We start from the raw sequence: 18962 nt of genomic DNA, 5'->3' as shown, positions 1-18962 counted from the left end.
TATAAACGGCTTCTGGTTTAAACGCCTAAACTACCCTAACGAGCCTCTCCATCCAGGGGCCAACGCGAACCCGTATGTACCCCCTGAGCTTTTCATCGACCTCCCTGTCCCCCGTGTAAACCCTGAGCGGGCCGTTTTCAAGCTTGGAAGGCGTGGCGACGACTGTTATGTTCCCCCTGGGAATCTTCCTCAGCACCTCCGCCGAGAACTGCTGGTTGCCCCTGCCAAAGAGGAACCCGAGGCCGCCTATAACCGTGACGATCACCCTGGGACTTCTATCGGCAAAACGCAGCAGGTCTCTCTCGGTGGCATCTTTGACAACGAGTCTGGCCTCACCATCTTTTACCTCAACAACGTCAACCCCGAGGAGGGTTCCCTCTATGCCCAGCTCGTCCTTTATCCTCTTAACCGTCGAGCCGGAGCCGAGAAAGTAGATGCCGTCGTTTTCAAGGATTTCCTCAGCCAGAGCCTCTGCAATGGCCTCAAGCTCGTCTTCCTCGCTGAGGGGAACCCTCTCCTTTCTGCCCTGGACTAGGGTTTCAACGACCGGGACTATGGCCTTTCCGTAGGTTTTCGCCCTGACCTCGTCGTGCCTGTACGCATCTTCGTCTATGTCCCTCACCTCCCGCTCCTCCAGCCTGGCGCGCCCCCGGAGGAAATCCACCAGAACCCTGGCGGCGTCCTCCGGGGAATACGCAAAAACTCCCGAGTACATCTTAACGCCAGTTGGGATGCCGAGAATTGGAACCCGCTCATCGACAGCCTCGATTACATCCCTGGCAGTCCCATCGCCACCGGCGAAGAGGAGGAGCTTTACCCTTCCGGCAATTCTCCCCGCGAGCTCCTTGGTGTCCTCGGAACTCGTGTCTGGAATCATAATCCCCTCCACTTCCCGGTAGCCGATTTCCCTGTGTCGCATCACTTCGAACTCAAAGTCAAACTCCCTCAGGACGTCCTCCCCCAGCGGGCCCGGACCTGTAATGAACCTTATTTCACTGGCCTCACCGTAGTGAGAAAGCTCCGAGAGAAAAAGCCTCACGAGATCCCGGGCGATGGGCCTGGCCCCCCTCCGTACGGCCTCCTCGACGACTCCATCCGTGCCTTTGAGTGCAACTTTTCCGCCCATTCCGGCTATGGGGTTGATTATAAGGCCTATCATCGTCTCACCTCATGTATCTCCTCGCGAACACCGTCAGGAACACGGCCCACATGAACATTCCGAACAGTGCCTCGATCGACGCTATTACTCTTCCAACCCCCACGGGGTGGTAGTCACCGTAGCCGAGGGTGGTTGCGGTGACGACGCTGAAGTACTCGTAGTCGAGGAAGCTCATGCTCCCAGACAGCCCTTCAACGCTTTTGGTCAGGAAGAAGAGCAGGGGAAAGAAGACGTTGACGGCGGCGAGCCATATCAGTATGGGCCTCTTCCAGTCGGTGCCGTACTTGCAGGTCAAATCGGCAAAGAGCCACTCAAAGAGCCCCTCCATCCTGAGGAAAAACCTCTTAATACCCCGTCTCCTCCCGGCCAGGCGGGACTGCCTTTTCTCCACCATCTCCAGGTAGTAGTACCGGTCAGCCCTCTCAAAGTCCCCGTTCCTCTCCCAGCTTATTCTGGCGAGGCGGTAGAGCACCTCCGCCGCGCGGTGGCTGTTGAACCTGCAGTCCTCAACCTCAACGAACCCCTCGACGTTGAGTTCAACCGGAATGTTGGGCAGAACCGTTGAGTTCCACGAGAAATCGCCGTTGAAGGACACCCTGCGGAATATCATGTTCCCCATGACCCTCATGTGCACGAACTCCGGATTCTTAAGCCAGCTGGCAAGTATCTCTGCGTGCCCAAAGACGTCCAGGTTCTCAAGAACAAGGTTGCCGTGGAACCGCCTTATGCTCAACCTCACCTGCCTCTTGAACCTGGCCGCCCTGTCAAACTGAATGTCGCGCATGACAAGGGAGGTGGCCTTGACGCTCTTCTCGGAGGAGGCCGAGGGCTTTATTCCGTGCTCCTCAAGGATGCGCCTCATGAGGGGATAGCGGACGTTAATCCCGACCCTCCTTACGTTCTCCAGGCCGCTCAGCTCTATTCTGCCCACGGCCTTTTTCTCGCCGTACTCCTCTTCTCCCCGTCCATCCCTACCGACATACTCGGTGGAGTTTATCATGAGGTAGCGGACGCTCGAATTTCTGACGTATACGGAGTTGGAGAACCTCACCCTCAGCAGGTTCAGGCCAAAGACGTGGGAGCCGTGGATGAGAAACGTTCCCAGCTCACTCCCAAAGACCACGAGTCTTCCCACGCTGGAGTTGTAGAAGGTTATTCCGGGAACGTTCACCGAGTCAAATAGTATCGTCTTCACGCGGGAGTTCTTGAAGACCACCGGTTTTTCGGCGTGGAAATCGCTGATTTTAACGTCGTACAGGTAAACCCCCTCAAAATAGGTCTGCCCCGCCTTGAGCCTTCTGAGGAGGGCTTCCTCCTTGACCTTCTTTATCTCCTCCCCCACGAGTCTCTCCCCTTCATCGTACGGGATATGGAGCGGGCAGTACTTTGAGCCATCAAGGGGCTTCAGCCGGCATTTCTGCCCGTTCTCATAGGTGTACTCGCACATGGCTCTCCCCAGTAAACTCCTCTCCTGGATAATTAAGGCTTTCTATCATCAGCCTCCGACGAGAAGCAGGCTGGTGAACACATGAATACATCAAGGCCGCTTTTGAATCGGGAACCTTTTTAAACCAGACCTCCCTCCCCGAGGCCTCAAGGTGAGAAAAATGAGTCAGAGGGTAGCCGTCGCGGTTAGAAACGCCTCAATAGCCAGCCGCTACCGCTACATCCCGAAGATGCCAAGGTGGTTTTACTCCTTCGTGCCGTTCAAGGTAGCCACGGGTGGAAGCTCCGCCCTGGTCAGTCTGTATCTCCTTGAGCTCGGAGGGAACGCCTCGACAGTCGGTCTGACCTTTGCACTTGCGAGCTTGGCATCGATGCTCGGTGCTTTGTTCTGGGGCAGGTTGAGCGACAGAACCCTCAGGAGAAAGCCCTTCATACTGCTCGGCTTCGCGAGCGTTCCAGTTTTCCTGACGCTCATGGCATTCGCCAAAACACCCGCCCAGCTCATCGCCATAAACACCGCCTACGCGTTCTTCCTTGCATCGACGCTTTCCGTGCCGATAGCCCTGGTTTTAAGGAGTGTCAGAAAGCACAGCTGGGACTACGGCATAGGGAAGTTCAACGAGATAAGCGGGTGGGGCTGGGTGCTCGGCCTGGTTCTCGGTTTCGGCCTGTCAAGGTTCCTCACGATACCCCAGCTGTTCCTGACCTTCGCACTGGTGGGACTCCCATCCATCGTTATGGGAGAGCGCATGATAAGGGAGGTGCCCATCTACATCAACAGAAAATCCATCAGGGCGTTTGGAAACTACGTCGTCGAAAAGGCCAGGTACATGCCGTCATTTATACTCCACACGAACTTCAGCCTTCCGGAGGGCCTGAGAAGGTTCTATCTGGCGTTTCTGCTGTTCTGGATAGCGGCGGGTCTCTATTTCCCTCAGATGCCGGTGCTCCTCTCGGACAGGGGCTATTCCCGTGAGATAATTTACCTCGCCCTGATCGCCAACTCTGCAATAGCGGCCCTCAACTACACCCGGGTGGGTGCTGGCATGGGGAGTAACAGGGAGGGCACCCTGAGGAAGGGCCTCATCCTCCGCGCAGGGGCGTTTATTGCGATAATGAGCGGCATCTTCATTTCACCGGCGTTGCTGCCCCTGGCCTTCGCTTCATACGCCCTCGCGGGCTATTCCTGGACGTTCATCAGCGTCTCATCAACGGCCATAGTGGGCGAGAAGGCGGGAGAAAAGGAGAAGGGAAGCGCCATGGGGACGTACAACGTCGTCAGCTCCGCAGGATACATAACCGGGAGCGCCGTAAGCGGTGCGCTCATATCATCGGCAGGATTTGGGGCGACGTTCGGACTCGGACTTGCCCTGCTCGGTGGGAGCATAGCCCTGCTGAGAAAATAAAAAGAGGTCAGAACTTCAGAACCCTGGCGAGGACTATGAGAGGATCCCAGACAGGGGCGAAGGGCGGCGCGTAGGCGAGATCCGTGAAGAAAACGTCCCTCGTCGTGAAGCCTGCCGTCAACATGGCGGCGGCGCTGTCTATTCTGGGCAGGATCTCGGCTCCAACCGCCTGGACACCGAGGAGCCTGTTCGTCTCGTTGTCGACGACGCCCTTCAGCCATATCTCCCTCCCGCCGGGGTAGTAGTGGGGCTTTGTCCTTGCCTTTATGAACGCTGTTCTGACGTCGTAGCCTTCCTTAACAGCCTCGGCCTCAGTCAGACCAGTCTTTCCAATCTCCAGGTCGAGGAACTTGGTTATGCTCGTTCCGAGCACTCCCGGGAAGTGAATCTCCCTCCCTGCTATGTTGCTTCCGGCGACGTAGCCCATTTTGTTGCCTGCCGGTGCCAGTGGCATCCAGACGCGCCTGCCGGTGATGAGGTGCCTCGTCTCAGCGACGTCTCCGGCGGCATAGACGTTTTCAACGCTCGTCTCCATCCTCTCGTTCGTCCATATCGCGCCGGTCTCACCTATCCTCACGCCCAGCTCCCTGGCGAGTTCTGTGTTCGGCTTTATGCCCGTCGCCACGATAACCATGTCGGCGCTGTACTCGCCGGCATCGGTGATGACCTTCTCGACCCGCCCGTCGCCCTCAAAGCGCAGTGTAAGCTCCTGGAGGCGGAGATTGAGGTTCTCCCCCAGCTTTGCCTCGACGATATCGGTAATCTCCCTGTCGAAGGTCTTCCTCAGAACCCTCTCGCTCCTCCCGATGAGTGTAACGTTCTTGCCCCTAGCGACGAAGGCCTCCGCCATTTCAAGGGCGATGTAGCCGGTGCCTATGACAACAACGTCCTTAACGTCGTGCTTCTCCATGTACTCCGTTATGGCAACGGCATCAGGAGGCAGGTCTGCAGTAAAGATGCCCTCAAGCCCGCAGCCCTCAAGCGCTGGAACCTGCGGTGAAGCACCGTTGGCGAAGACGAGGTAGTCCCATCCATATGTCCTTTCTCCGCCTTCCTCACGGACTCTGACGCTTCCCTGTTCGACCTCTATGACCTCCGCCTTCATGTGGAGGTCTATGCCGCGCTTCTTGATGAAGACCTCGGGAGGATAGTGCATGAGCTTCTCCTTTGGTGAAACTCCCTCGACCACGTAGGGCACGCCGCAGGGGGCATGGCTGACCCATTCGGTTGCCTCGAAGACCCTCACGTCCCATTCCGGCCTCAGACGCTTGATTCGCGATGCAGCACTCATTCCGGCCGCTCCACCGCCTATGATAACAACCGTTTTCTTCATGACCATCACCAAAAAAGGTTCAAAACTTTGGGTTAAAAACCTTGGCGGGACAGAAGCGGGTCATTCCTTTCTGTCCAGGAAGTACTTTCTGCCTTTAACCTCCACCATGTGGTATACCTCACCCTCCCTGAGCTCCATATTCGGTCTCTCCAGCTCATACGTCTCGTAAGTTCTCATGTCCATGAGCTGAACCTCCGCAGGGGTTATGCTGGTGACCATTGCCTCGCTCCTCTCGGTCTCCACAGTATCTATGCCCTCCCGCTTCACGGTCTTCCAGTCCCGGTGCTCGCTTTCCCGGGTGGAGAGGTTCTTCAGAGAGAGGCCCTTTCCATCCACGCGTTCGACTTTATAGACGTTACCGCGCCTATCCGCCACTATGTCCCCCTTCTGAAACTTTGGAATCCTGATGCTCACGCTGGTGCGGTAGACCTCCCTGCTGGTCTGCCTGTCGAGACCGACGAGCTCGTAGGCCTCACTTATCGTTCCCCCAAAACGCTCCTTTATCGCCTGGGCAAGCTTCCTGGCGCTGGAGGTCGAGCCCATGTAGAAATCGAGTCCCTCCTCCTTCTCTATGGTATCCTGGATGAACCCCATCCTGTCCTTGCGCATTATCTCGTCCACCTTCTCCTCGACGAGCTTTCCTATGACCTTCCTTTCCTCCTCCGTCAGCGGCCTGCCTTCGGCGCGAACCTGGAGTATTGCCTCAAAATAGCCCCCAAGGAACCTGGAACAGCGCGGACAGACTGTCTGGCGGACGTAAACGGTGGTGTGTTTAACCTCGTCATGAAGCTCGTGCTGGAGCTCGTGTATCCTTGCCTTAACACGTATCTCATACGTTATTATCGCCGGGAAGTATTCAATGTGCCAGTCAACGGGCTGAAAGGCTATCAAGGCCTTTCCAACGGGAAGTTCCTCGACCCCGTCAAGCTCTTCCGGGGAGACTATCTCAAACTCCCCCACCCTCTCATCCAGGGAGTCCCCTATCACCTCAAGGAGCGCGTTTTCAGCGACTTCGAATATCAGCTCCTCAAGCTCATAGGTCCGGGGATCGACCCAGACGCCCCTTTTCTTATAGCTGCCGCAGTTCTGACACAGCTCCGTGTTTACCTCTCCCCCAATCAGCAGAACGGGGTTTTCTTTTCTGAAGCAGACCTGGCAGAGACCAGCTATGAGAGGACCTCCCTCGCTCTCGCTTATCCCACATCTGTAACAGAACCTCTCACTCATCCCTCTCACCGGAGGGGAGTGAGGGAGGGGGTTTAAAAACCTAATCTCAGAGGAAGAGCTTTGCCATCTGGGCGTGGGGAACCCCCTGAATCCTGAGCACCCTCGTCTCGTCAATGTAGCCCAGTTCTATCGCTTTTCCTACGCAGCGCTCACCCGTAAGGTTGGCGATGGTCGCCTCTTCCAGCATGGTCTCAAGGGCATCCTCGTCGACCAGCTCGCCCTTGTAAAAGCGCTCCTTGACCTCAAGCTTCAGCTCCCCTTCCCTGAAGGTTTTCCCAAGGAGCTCCTCATCACAGGCCGCGAGGAGAACTTCCCCCTGAACCCTGTACACTTTGACGTATATCATGGAGCGACACCGGAGGGAGAAACGGTTGGGGGTTTAAAAGGGTTGGGTAAATTGAGAAGAAAAGAGAGGGGAATCAGCCCTGGGCCTCAATTTCCTTGACGGCCGCCTCTAAGATGGCGTACGCCTTGAGGATGTTTAGGTAAGCCTTGCGGATGTTCGGCAGTGCCGCTATTGCGAGGTTGTCCCTGCCCGGAGTCAGGTACTTCTCGGCCTCAGCGTAGTACTGGTCGGCGAGCTGCTTGTACTGCATGGCCTCCTGGAGGGTCTCGTTGTCGACACCGAGCTCGACAGCCTTCTGGTAGAGCGGGTCGAACTTCTGGTCGTACCTCCAGTAGAGCATGAACCAGACGTAGTTCCAGGTGCTGACGATCCAGCGGGACGTCTTGTACTCAATCGTCAGCGTCACCGGTGAGGCGTACCTGACCTTCAGCACGACGTACTTTGCGTTCTTGCCGTCGATGACGTAGTAGCTGACCACGTGATCGCCATTCACGTCGACGTACTGGGTATCGACCGGCAGTGTCACAAGGACGTAGCCAGTCGTTCCGCTCGGACCCTCGACCGTCAGGTCTATGCTCGTGCCAGTGTCGTGGTAGTTCGTGACCGCACCGAGTCCAACAGCAACGTAGGGCGACACCTGGGTAGCGGAGTACACCTTGTCCCCCGCGAGCTCCTTGACCTTAACCGTCACCTCCTTGGAGGTGTCCTGGTAGTAGTCGCTGAAGACCTCTATGTTGAACGTCTGCTCGAGGTTGAGCGGGGTGAAGTACACCTCGACTTCACCGTTGTCTGTGTAGTACTCCCTGCCGTTCACGACGACCTTTGCCGGGGTGTCTATCTTTTCCATCGTCGCGAGGTCGAGGAGCCTTATCTTGAGCACCGACTGCTTTCCGAGGGTGGTGTCTGCGTAGACCGCTACGTACATCTCCGGCTGACCTACCTGGAACAGCATCGGCGCGTAGGTCATCGTCTCCCCTGTATCGGCGTTCACGAGACCGAGTATACCGAGGTATGTTCCGGCGGCCGAGACGTCCGCCGTGGCGTGGATGGTTCTGGTGGTACCGACATCGAAGCTGAAGGGAGTGCTGTCCACCGTCACATCGCCGTTGTCGCCGAGTATCTGGTAGTAGAAGGTGTATTGGATCGGGTTGTATCTGACGGTGTCGTATCCGTAGACCATTACTAGGTAGTATCCTGTCTCGGGCATGAACTTCTCAAAGACCTCATCGCTGGTCGGCCCTATCTGGTCGGTGTACAGCTCAGTGTAGTTGTCGATGATGCCATCGCCGAGGTCATTTACGAGCTGGTCGTAGGTCTCGTAGTAAATAACGTACAGGTCAAGGTCAGCGGTCGGGTCTTCAGGCTCGGTGATTCCAAACCTGATGAAGTACGTGGTCGGGTCGACGCCAAACGCACCGATGAGATCCCAGGCGTCCTGGCTAACGTTCCGGGTCATGGCGTACGCCACGTCGAGCCTTCCAAGACCGTAGCCTATGACACTGGCGTTGAACGGCATGTAGTTGTTCTTCACCTTGGCCTCAACGCTGACGTTGGCCGGGGACGGAACGTCCTTCTTTATGAGCTCCGGTGATATCGACACCGAGCCGGCGCTGATGTCTATCTCGTAGTGGGCGTCCTCGTAGCCAGTTCTGGCGTAGGAGCTGACGCTGACATACGCTGTTATCTCCCAGACGCCCTCAACCGGATTGTCGACCACCCACGTGTACTCAAGCGGCCCTCCGGGGCCGACGTAGTAGTATCCGGGCACTCCGTCATAGACAACACCGCCCATTGGCCTCGCGATGACGAGCTTGACCCTGCCCATCGGGGTGCCGTTGGCATCCGTCGGAACGCGGAGTGTGACACGGAGCTCCTTGGTTCCCCTCGGAACCTCGAAGAAGTAGTGCTTGGCCTCACCGGGCTTGCCCGTGTCGGTAATCTTGGCGCTGATCTCGCCGTTCTTGTTTGCGGGTATGTCAACGGTAACCGCGACATAACCATCGATGTAGCTCGTGTCCGGGTCGTCGATGTAAATCAGACCCACATAGGTACCGCTCTTCTGGAGCTTGGAGTAGTCGATGTTTATGGAGAACTGGCCGATGAGGTCGCTTATGTACATGGCGTTGGCCCCGTGTATCGTGACCTCCGTCGTGTTCGGTATAATCCAGTCAACGTTTGTGCTTATCTTGTAGGTCTTGTTTTCGAAGACGTACCAGAGGCCCCATCCTGGCTCATAGGTCATGGGTGAGAAGTATATCGGGACACTTCCCGGATACTCGTTCCTTATGTAGACTCCCCTGTAGAGGTAGGGATAGCCGAACATGTACTGGAAGTAGCCGTTGAAGTCAACGTATGCCTGGGAAATCGGGATGAGGGGCTGCTCAATCGGGTTCTTGAAGCTGGTAAACGTGGTGCCCGCGAAGATGTACGTGGTTGGCTCCTGGCTGAGCTCTTCGAGCTTGGCTATGGCCTTGTCAACCTGTATGAGACCGAACCCCTGGTCTATCAGGGTCTGGTTCGTGGGCTTGGCGCTGAGTTCAAGGGCGCGCTTGATCATTATCGGGTTGTAGGTAATGTTGTGCTGCTTGGCGTAGCTTATCATGAGGGCAACGGCACCGCTGACGTGCGGTGTGGCCATCGAGGTGCCGCTCCAGAACCCGTAGTACCTGTAGGGGTTTCCGTAGAGGACGGTGTACCACATCGGGAGGCTTGAGAATATGGCGGTTCCCGGAGCCATCACGTCCGGGTCAAGGAGGCCATCCATCCTCGGTCCCCTGCTGGAGCTCATGGCCGGGCCGTTCATGACTCCCGGCAGACCGTAGAGAAGCTCCCACCTCTCGCTCTCCCAGTAGTTGCCGACCGTTATGGCCAGGTCGCTGTCACCGGGGGCATGGACGCTGTTGGTGGTCGGCCCCTCGTTTCCGGCGGCAATGGCAAAAGTAACCCCGTAAAGGTCGGTAAGCATGTTGACGTAGAATATCTCAGGGGTCTCAAGTCCGTCGTTTATCTCGCCACCGCCGCCGAGGGACATGCTGATGACGTCGGCTCCCATAAAGGTCGCGTATATCATTCCGCTGATTATCCAGCTGGTTCTTCCAAAGCCGAGCTCACCCGGAAGAACCTTGACCTCGATGAGCTGGGCGTTGGGGGCGACGCCGTAGACACCGTAGAACACGGGGTCGGTGGGGAGACCAACGCCAGCGACGGTACCGCTGACGTGGGTGCCGTGTCCGTGGGCGTCCCACATGAAGTAGGCGTAGCCCTCGTTGGGCTCGAACTCTATGAACGCGACATTGACCTTGGTTGTGTTAACAGTGACGTAGTCTCCGCTGGTATCATAAATCCTCATCGGCTGGTCGTTGGTGAAGTTGTTGTCGAGGTTGAAGTCTATGTAGGCTGTGAAGTTGCCGCTCTGGTTAACTATGAGAACCGGATAGACATCGCTGAGGTCTCCAAAGAGACCAAGGTCGTAGGGGTCATAGGGAGTTGCGCTGAAGTTGTTGAGGTCAAAGTACCTCTCGGGAAGGAGGCCAATGTAGTAGGTGTCTCCGGTTATGTTCCCGACGTAATAGGTGCCCATCGTGTAGTTGGTGTATGTGGAGTGACCGTAATAGGCAGCATAGACCCCCCAGAAGACCGTGACGTTCTTGTTAACGGCAATCGTTCCCCCCACTGGAGTGGTGGTGTTGTAGTAAATCTGAGCCATGCCCTCGTCGCTCTCGTCATAGATGTCAACAATCTTCTTCCTTCCATCGAGGGTTGTCTGGAGGAACGGGTGTCCCACGTCCACACCGGTGTCCAGAACGGCGACGGTAACGTTGTCTCCGTAGACACCGTAGTCAGTCCAGACGTTGTATGCATCTATCGTGAAAACGCTCATGAACATGTCCGGGAGGGAGAGGGAATCCTTCGCAGGGGCACTGGGGGCAGTTCCATCCTCGGGAGCCACCGGCTCCTGAAGTTTGACGGTCCTGTCCTTCCACACATGAAGGATGCCCGGAATGTTCTGGAGCTCTTCCACCTTAGAAACGGGCATCTCCACGACTATGAACTGGTACTCGGGTTTGCTTATTGGATCGATTGTTCCAAGCTTTTTAAGGGCATTGTAGACCTCCATCGCGTGATCCCTATCCGGCGCGACTATCAGGCGTACGGTCTTATCGCTGGTCTTGAGGATGTTCTGTATCTCCTTTTGGAGGACCTCACTGCTGATGAACTCTCCGGAATGAGTATTGTTTGTGGTTTCTACCTTGACGGGATTAGACGGGGCGGCGAAGACTGGTGTAGCTGAAAACGCCACTGAGGCCGCTGACAGTACAAGTACCGCCACAATCAAAAGACTCAAGGCCTTCCTATTCATCCTGACACCTCCAGGTCGTAATGCTCACCTATACTGTGGATAGAGCACCGATATAAACGTTTCGCACCACAGGGTTGTATAACTCACCTTAACAGCCACGTTACAACTTGAATGACTATTCCGGGGCATTGATGACTGCGCTTTATGTTATATCCTCCCCGGAAACCGAGAAGAGCAAAGTGGCCACGATGAATAACATTATGAACGCGTCCACTCCCGGGTCGATCGAGTATATCATCAAAGACAAAACCACCACAAAGCTTCCCCTGCGTCTCTCACTAGTTCTAAGGAATATTCCAAGCAGAAAAGCCTCAATCAGCCCCAAAATCCCGAAATCAGCCACCGGCTGGCCAAAAAAGAAATAGGTGTAGTTCGTGGATGCACCGAAGAGTGAAGCGACCATGTGTCGGGGGTTGTCACTGAAGAGAAGCGCGCCGTGGAAGAGGCCCCAGGGGAGGGAGAGGCGGACGAGGTTATGGAAAACAAGGAAGGTAAAGCCTATTCTGACGAGAACACCCTCCACTCCTCCGCTCATCCATACTACGACAAGCACCGGAACGGCACTGAGGCCAACGAGCCATTTTCGGAGCCTGGGATAGTCGAAGTAGGCACTCAAAAAATAAGCCAGAGACACGAGGAGAACCAGGGAACGGAACGTGCCGAGGAAGAAAAGCACGGCGTAGATTGCCATCATGAATGTTTTCCCGCGGAGGGAGATCGTGGAGTAGGCCATTCCAATAACAGCCAGAACCGCCGCCAGAACCAGAGGGCCGACAAGTTCATACCTGAGGGAGTTTTCAAAAAGTGGGACACCCAAAGCGAGGTATAGAGCCAAAGGTATCAAGAGTGCAACCAGTAGGGCGCTCTGGGGAAAGAGCCGGAAGGGATTGACTTTCAGCCAATACACTATAAGAACCAAAACTGCCAAAATGGGAAAGACTGGGAAATCATGGAAAGATAGCACCAGAAAGAAGACAGCCAGCAGTGATGAAGGGAGTTTCAGGTTGGAGGCGTAGCCCAGAGCGAAGACGGCAAAGAATGCGAGGGCGTAAACCGTTCCCAGAAGGAGCATTGAGGGCTCCAGTCCGCGTGAATATATCGTGCTGCGCAGATCTTCGCTAAAGTAGTTGGCGTACAGTGAAAGGGCCAGGTAAGAAAAGAAGCCGAGGCTAAAGATTTTTAACCCCCTCACTTTACCACCAATTAATGTTAAAAAAGGAGCTTAAAAATTTGAGGGGTGTCGTGGAATGAAGAAAGAGAGCCTCTACCTTCCCCTGCTTCTCATCTCTGCTTTCATCATCAGACTCATTCCCCACAGAACGCTTCTTTTGGCGACATACGACGAGTACCTTCACAGGGACATAACCCTGCGGATAGTCAACCAGGGCATAGGCTCAATCCCCAAGGACATACCCTCCCTGGTCGGACTGAGGGCTTACAGCTATCCCCCGCTGTTCCACATAATCGGTGCGGCCTTTTACAGGGTATTCCCCTCCAACTATCTGTTCTTCGTCCTCCCGGCAGTCTACGGCACCTTAGCAGTGTTCGGCTTTTACCTGGCGTTTAAAGAGCTCACGGAGGACAAAAACCGCGCCCTTCTCGCCGTGACACTCCTAGCCTTTGCCCCCAACTTCATCTACAGAACGAGCCTCTACATCCCGGAAAATCTTGGCCTGTTCCTGTTCTCGATAAGCCTGCTGTTCTTGATAAGATTTATGAAATCGAGAAAGCTCTCCAACCTGCTCGTCTTGGCCGCGGTGATGATGGTCTACATGCTGACCCACAGGGGATGGATATTCTTTGCCATGGCCGCGGTTCTGCTGTTCGCTTCTTACCTGTGGCCGTTCATAAGGAAGAACCTCCACTATTTTGTCGCTCTGGCCGTTCTGGCTCTCATAGCCTACACGCAGGTGTCTTTCATCCAGTCAACCGTCGGAGAGCTTTTCCTCAGGCTCCAGCGGAGCGAAGTGAGCTTCCTGGGATACTTCAAATGGATAGGTGTTATCCAGCTCGTCTTTGGGGCGGTAGCAAGCCCGTACTATTTCAAAAGGGACAGCATACGGCGTGGCTTCGTCCTCTGGGCCTGGGCGTTTATGTTGGCCGGAGGAATATCCTTCCGCTTCCGCGACCCCTACGCAACAATACCCCTCTCCGTCATGGCCGCGGAGTACCTCATTGACGTTGTCTTCCCGGCGGTGGGTCCCTTCATCAGGGGTGCCTTCGAAGGAGTGAAAGGTGTGGGCGCCGAGTGGATAAAGGGCATTTCACGGAAGCGCTGGGTAACCTCACTGGTAGTCCTGCTGCTCCTGGTTACCCCCCTCGCCCAGGGAGCCTACGGGGCTTACAAATATGTTGAAGCGCCAACCGTCAGCGACAAAGAGGCCTACGAGTGGATAGTCCAGAACACGCCTGAGAACGCCACTATACTCGTGTGGTGGGACATGGGGTATCTACTCATAGGGAACACACACCGAAAGGACGTCGTCATATGGAAAAAAGTGTATCAGGGCTTCTTTGGAGAGGCCCCAACGGTGAGGGAGGCCGGACAGGCGTACACGGATCACGTCATCATGTTCAGCTCAAACCAGAGGGAGTGGGCGTATTATCTTATGAGGAAATACAATGTAAGCTACATCTTCGTGGACAGAAAGAGGTATTCCTACGGCTTCATCCGCTATGGCCTTATGGAGTACGCCCCCTACGACACCCATTTCAAGGTCGAATTCTGCAACGGCGGTTCGGTCATATACCGCTTCATCCCGGAGCCAACTCTAAAGATGGAACAGCCTTTCCCCCTTAACTACACCGGAAACTACTCACCCCTCGTCAATTTCCTGGAGAAGTTCTGGACAGGATACAACTACGCCGATTTCGACACAAGGTACAAGGCGTACTTCAACCTCAACGCCTGGATGGTTGACCTGTACTCACGCCTCTACCAGAAGACAGGAGATGAGGCCTTCAACGCCCGCATAGACTGGCTCCTCCGCTGGCTTTCGTACAAGCAGATGGACAATGGAGCGTTCCCCTGGGGCATCCCTCCCAACGACTTCACCCTGTACACCGCGTACACCCTCGAACCCCTGAGGGGGGTTACCTTCGACGGAAAGGAGAGGTCGCTCAAGCTGCTGGAGAGCAGGGAGCGTGAGGACTACTTCATGACGACTCCCAAGGACGAAAAGGGAGGCCTCGTTACAAACGCTCTCATGCTCCCTGTTTACAAGGAGCTCGGAATCCTGGGCCCCACAACGGAGAGGAACATCGTCGCCCAACTGCTGAATGAGCAGAGGGGAGACGGAAGCTGGAACAACAACCTCGGCACCACCATAGCGGTTGCCTCAAGCCTCGCAAGGTACTACCAGCTAACGGGCAACGAGACGGTGCTGAACGCAGTCAGGAAAGCAGCCGAATGGATGACAGGGGAGCAGGAGGAAAGCGGGAAGCTGAAGGCAGAGAAGTATGAGTACGCGTATTCCAGGGCCACCTACGCCCAGATGGCATACATCTATCACGTTGCTGGACTTAAAGACGCCGAGGAAAAGACCCTCAAGTTTATCGAAGACACGTTCGATCCCAACAAGGAAGTACACCCGCTCGATGCGGTGCTCACCATGTACCGCTACCTCGGCTACGCCTACGGCAGCGATAGGGCCATCGACATGATCAACGAACTCCTGAAGGCCCATCCACTGCTCAGCTTCTCCTAATTTTTCAATTTCGAAATGTTTAAATAGTAACACACCCTGAAGTAAACGGAGGGTGTGACGTGATGCCAGCACTCCCGAGAAGGGACCTGTACATAAGTGGAACAATAGCGCTTTTTTCCCTGATTCTAGCCGTAGCATTCCTCCCCAACAGAACCATCACCTACGATGGGGCACTTTACATAGACATCGCAAGGAACCTCGTGAAGGGCATAACGAACTACACGTACCAAGGAGTCTACATGATGTACCGTCCGCCGGTTTACGTCTACACGCTCTCGCTTCTCTTTAGGTTCCTCCCACCCAACTTCCACCTGACGGCAGCGCGGCTCGTCTCAGCGTTCTTTTACGCCCTGACGGCCGGCCTTGTGTACATCTTCGCCGTGGAGCTGTGGGAAGACAGGCTGAAGGCGCTTGCGGCGGCCATGTTTTACATCCTCAACCCCCTGGCCTTTGCGATGGGAACCCGCGAGCTCGTTCACAGCGAATTCACGTTTTTCTATACCCTCGCCATATACCTGCTGTACACAGGGAAAAAGAGAAACGAAAGCACGAGACTGTATCTCGCGTTCATAATCTCGGGAATAGCGGTGCTGACCAGGTACACTGGACTCTCGATACTGGGGGTCATAATGGCATACCTGTACCTGACCGAACACTGGGACTGGACAAAGAAAAAGGAGTATCCCCTTGGATTTCTTCTCTTCATCCTTGTCCTCCTGCCCTGGATGTACATGGGGCATCTCTATTACGGGGGCGCGTTTAAGCCCTTCAGCGTGGCCACCCAGTACGTAACCAACGCACCACCCGTTTCAGCATTCGACTACGTTGGAATGATAGCCAACACCCTGGGCATCCTCCTGTTCCTTGCAACAGTCGGCTTTGTATTCCTTAAAAAGAGCGACGAAGGGTGGCTTCTCATAAGCTGGCTCTTTCTGGGGCTGCTGGGCATAATGACCGTGACCCACAAAGAAGAACGCTTCATAACGTTCCTCTCTCCTGTGATTGCTCTCCTGGCGGCCCACGGCTTGTGGAGTCTGGCGGAGACCATTCACGGGCTTATAACGGATGCCGAGCACAGGAAGTATGCATCTATTCTGCTTCTGATACTGTTTCTGATTCCAATTGGCAGGGACGCCATGAGCCTCAAGGAACAGTGGGACGAACAGGGGGCGGTCTATGTCAATGTGATGGAATACGCCTCAACCAACTATCCCTCCGTGGAGTGGCTCCTTGTCTCGCCCAAGATGTACACAATGGCGGGACTTTACTATCCGGACGCAATAATCCAGGTCATAATGGACAGGCAACAGGTTCGGGACAGAATCGCCAGCGGAAAGTATGACCTCATAATCAAAATGGAGGGTGACCCTCCCTTAAACATCGAAGAGAGCGACATGTACACCCTCGCCAAGGAGTTCCCCAAGGAAGGTTTCAAGGTTTTCGTTCGCTCCACTTCAATCTCTAAAAGCAAAGGAAGTTAAGCCCCCGTCAACCCAAATGAACACATTCGCCTTCTTTTTCATTCCTGTACGCCAGAGAACAGCCTTGGATAGTTAATTTTAAATATGAACCCTCGATATATCACCCGCAGTAAACGATTGTGGAGGGATTCGCATGAGCGAATACAAATTTATAAAGTGGTTTGAGGAACTCGGAAAGGGCGACGTCGCTCTTGTTGGCGGAAAGGGTGCCAACCTCGGAGAAATGACCAACGCCGGTATCCCGGTTCCGCCCGGCTTCTGTGTCACCGCCGAGGCCTACAAGTACTTCGTCGAGAACGTCAAGCTCGAAGACGGAAAGACTCTTCAGGAGTGGATTATGGGAGTCATCGCCGAGACCAACGTCGATGACTCCAAGCAGCTCCAGGAAAACACCGCCAAGATCAGGCAGAAGATAATTGAGCTCCCGATGCCGGCAGAGATAGCCGGGGAGATCGAGAGGGCTTACAAGGAGCTCTCCCAGAGGTTCAACAAGGAAGCTGTTTACGTTGCCGTCCGCTCTTCCGCCACCGCCGAGGACCTCCCGGAGGCCAGCTTCGCCGGCCAGCAGGAGACCTACCTCGACGTCTACGGCGTTGACGACGTCATAGACAAGGTCAAGAAGTGCTGGGCCTCACTCTGGACGGCCAGGGCCACCTTCTACAGGGCCAAGCAGGGCTTCGACCACAGCAAGGTCTACCTCAGTGCCGTCGTCCAGAAGATGGTCAACAGCGAGACCAGCGGTGTCATGTTCACCGCCAACCCCGTCACCAACGACAGGAGCGAGATCATGATCAACGCCGCTTGGGGCCTCGGTGAGGCCGTCGTCAGCGGCAGCGTTTCCCCGGACGAGTACATCGTCGAGAAGGGCACCTGGAAGATAAAGGAGAAGTACATCGCCAAGAAGGAGGTCATGGTCGTCCGCAACCCGGAGACCGGCAAGGGCACCGTCTACGTCAAGGTTGCCGACTACCTCGGCCCTGAGTGGGTTGAGAAGCAGGTTCTCACCGAGGAGCAGATCATAGAGGTTGCCAAAATCGGTGCCAAGATCGAGGAGCACTACGGCTGGCCGCAGGACATCGAGTGGGCCTACGACAAGGATGATGGCAAGCTCTACATAGTCCAGTCCAGGCCGATCACCACCCTCAAGGAAGAGGTTAAGACGGAGGAAGCTGAGATGACCGAGGAGATGAACGTCCTTCTCAAGGGTCTCGGAGCTTCCCCCGGCGTTGGTGCCGGTAGGGTTGTCGTCATATTCGACGCCAGCGAGATCGACAAGGTCAAGGAGGGCGACGTCCTCGTCACCACCATGACCAACCCGGACATGGTTCCGGCCATGAAGAGGGCAAGCGCTATCGTCACCGACGAGGGCGGAAGAACCTGCCACGCCGCCATCGTCAGCAGAGAGCTCGGTATCCCGGCCGTCGTCGGCACCAAGGATGCCACCAAGATCCTCAAGGACGGCATGCTTGTCACCGTTGACGGTACCAGGGGCGTCGTCTACGAGGGTATAGTTAAGAGCCTCGTCAAGAAAGAGGAGGAAGAGAAGGCCGCCGGCCAGGTCGTCGTTGCCGGTGCCCCGCTCGTCACCGCCACCGAGGTCAAGGTCAACGTCTCCATGCCTGAAGTTGCTGAGCGCGCTGCAGCAACCGGCGCCGACGGTGTCGGTCTCCTCAGGGCCGAGCACATGATACTCGGCATCGGTGCCCACCCGATCAAGTTCATCAGGGAGGGCAAGGAGGAGGAGCTCGTCGAGAAGCTCGTAGAGGGCATCAGGAAGGTTGTCGAGGCCTTCTACCCGAGGCGCGTCTGGTACAGAACTCTCGATGCTCCGACCAACGAGTTCCGCGAGCTTCCGGGCGGCGAGGACGAGCCGGAAGAGAGGAACCCGATGCTCGGATGGAGGGGCATAAGGCGCGGTCTCGACCAGCCGGAGCTCCTCAAGGCCGAGTTCAAGGCCATCAAGAGGCTCGTCGACGAGGGCTACGACAACATAGGTGTCATGCTCCCGCTCGTCAGCCACCCCGAGCAGGTCAGGAAGGCCAAGGAGATCGCCCTCTCAGTCGGCCTCGTCCCGCACAGGGACGTCGAGTGGGGCGTCATGATCGAGACCCCGGCCAGCGCACTCATCATCGAGGACCTCATCAAGGAGGGCCTTGACTTCGTCAGCTTCGGCACCAACGACCTCACCCAGTACACCCTCGCCATAGACAGGGACAACGAGCGCGTCTTCAAGCTCTACGACGAGAAGCACCCGGCCGTTCTCAAGCTCATCGAGAACGTCATCAAGGTCTGCAAGAAGTACGGCGTCGAGACCAGCATCTGCGGCCAGGCCGGAAGCGACCCGAAGATGGTCAAGCTCCTCGTCAGGCTCGGCATCGACAGCGTCAGCGCCAACCCGGACGCGGTCGAGCTCGTCAGGAAGACCGTCGCCAGGGAAGAGGCCAGGATAAGGCTTGAAGCTGCCAGAAAGGCTCTCAGGGAGTGAAGCCTTTCGGCT

General features: G+C 55.9%; 11 protein-coding genes. 4 read left to right on the top strand and 7 right to left on the bottom strand.

Annotated elements, in window-relative coordinates:
* Nucleotides 1–25: 25 nt before the first annotated feature.
* Complete coding sequence (locus ACZ5M3_RS10305) at nt 26–1159, bottom strand: ATP-NAD kinase family protein (RefSeq protein WP_464839489.1); 1134 nt, start codon at nt 1157–1159, stop codon at nt 26–28.
* Nucleotides 1160–1163: 4 nt separating this feature from the next.
* A complete protein-coding gene (locus ACZ5M3_RS10300) occupies nt 1164–2330 on the bottom strand; it encodes a potassium channel family protein (protein WP_464840912.1) in 1167 nt (388 codons plus the stop codon).
* Between the two features lie 436 nt (nt 2331–2766).
* Between ACZ5M3_RS10300 and ACZ5M3_RS10295 the strand changes: the two genes are divergently transcribed.
* Nucleotides 2767–4011, top strand: coding sequence for an MFS transporter (locus ACZ5M3_RS10295; RefSeq protein WP_464840911.1), 1245 nt, complete (start codon nt 2767–2769; stop codon nt 4009–4011).
* A gap of 7 nt (nt 4012–4018) precedes the next feature.
* On the opposite strand, the gene cdr is transcribed toward ACZ5M3_RS10295, so the two are convergent.
* From cdr to ACZ5M3_RS10270, 5 genes are all read right to left on the bottom strand, one after another.
* Entirely contained in the window at nt 4019–5344 is a 1326-nt protein-coding gene (gene cdr / locus ACZ5M3_RS10290; RefSeq protein ID WP_464840910.1) for a CoA-disulfide reductase, read from the bottom strand.
* 60 nt (nt 5345–5404) lie between these two features.
* Nucleotides 5405–6571, bottom strand: a complete 1167-nt coding sequence (locus tag ACZ5M3_RS10285; RefSeq protein WP_464840909.1) for a 60S ribosomal export protein NMD3 — start codon at nt 6569–6571, stop codon at nt 5405–5407.
* 46 nt (nt 6572–6617) lie between these two features.
* Nucleotides 6618–6917 (bottom strand): DUF424 domain-containing protein, encoded by a 300-nt coding sequence (locus ACZ5M3_RS10280; RefSeq protein WP_464839488.1) that lies wholly within the window; start codon nt 6915–6917, stop codon nt 6618–6620.
* Between the two features lie 73 nt (nt 6918–6990).
* A complete protein-coding gene (locus tag ACZ5M3_RS10275) occupies nt 6991–11277 on the bottom strand; it encodes a S8 family serine peptidase (protein WP_464839487.1) in 4287 nt (1428 codons plus the stop codon).
* Nucleotides 11278–11419: 142 nt separating this feature from the next.
* Nucleotides 11420–12469 carry a hypothetical protein gene (locus ACZ5M3_RS10270; protein WP_464839486.1) on the bottom strand — a complete coding sequence of 350 codons (1050 nt, stop codon included), beginning with the start codon at nt 12467–12469 and terminating at the stop codon, nt 11420–11422.
* Between the two features lie 55 nt (nt 12470–12524).
* On the opposite strand from ACZ5M3_RS10270, the gene ACZ5M3_RS10265 reads away from it, so the two are divergent.
* From ACZ5M3_RS10265 to ppsA, 3 genes are all read left to right on the top strand, one after another.
* Entirely contained in the window at nt 12525–14984 is a 2460-nt protein-coding gene (locus ACZ5M3_RS10265) for a glycosyltransferase family 39 protein (protein ID WP_464839485.1), read from the top strand.
* 62 nt (nt 14985–15046) lie between these two features.
* Nucleotides 15047–16465 (top strand): ArnT family glycosyltransferase, encoded by a 1419-nt coding sequence (locus ACZ5M3_RS10260; RefSeq protein ID WP_464839484.1) that lies wholly within the window; start codon nt 15047–15049, stop codon nt 16463–16465.
* Nucleotides 16466–16598: 133 nt separating this feature from the next.
* Nucleotides 16599–18950 carry a phosphoenolpyruvate synthase gene (gene ppsA / locus ACZ5M3_RS10255; protein ID WP_464839483.1) on the top strand — a complete coding sequence of 784 codons (2352 nt, stop codon included), beginning with the start codon at nt 16599–16601 and terminating at the stop codon, nt 18948–18950.
* Nucleotides 18951–18962: the final 12 nt, after the last annotated feature.

It is taken from the genome of Thermococcus coalescens, from assembly GCF_055392585.1.
Note: the sequence above shows the minus strand (reverse complement) of the source record. Positions and strands in the feature narration are given on the sequence as shown.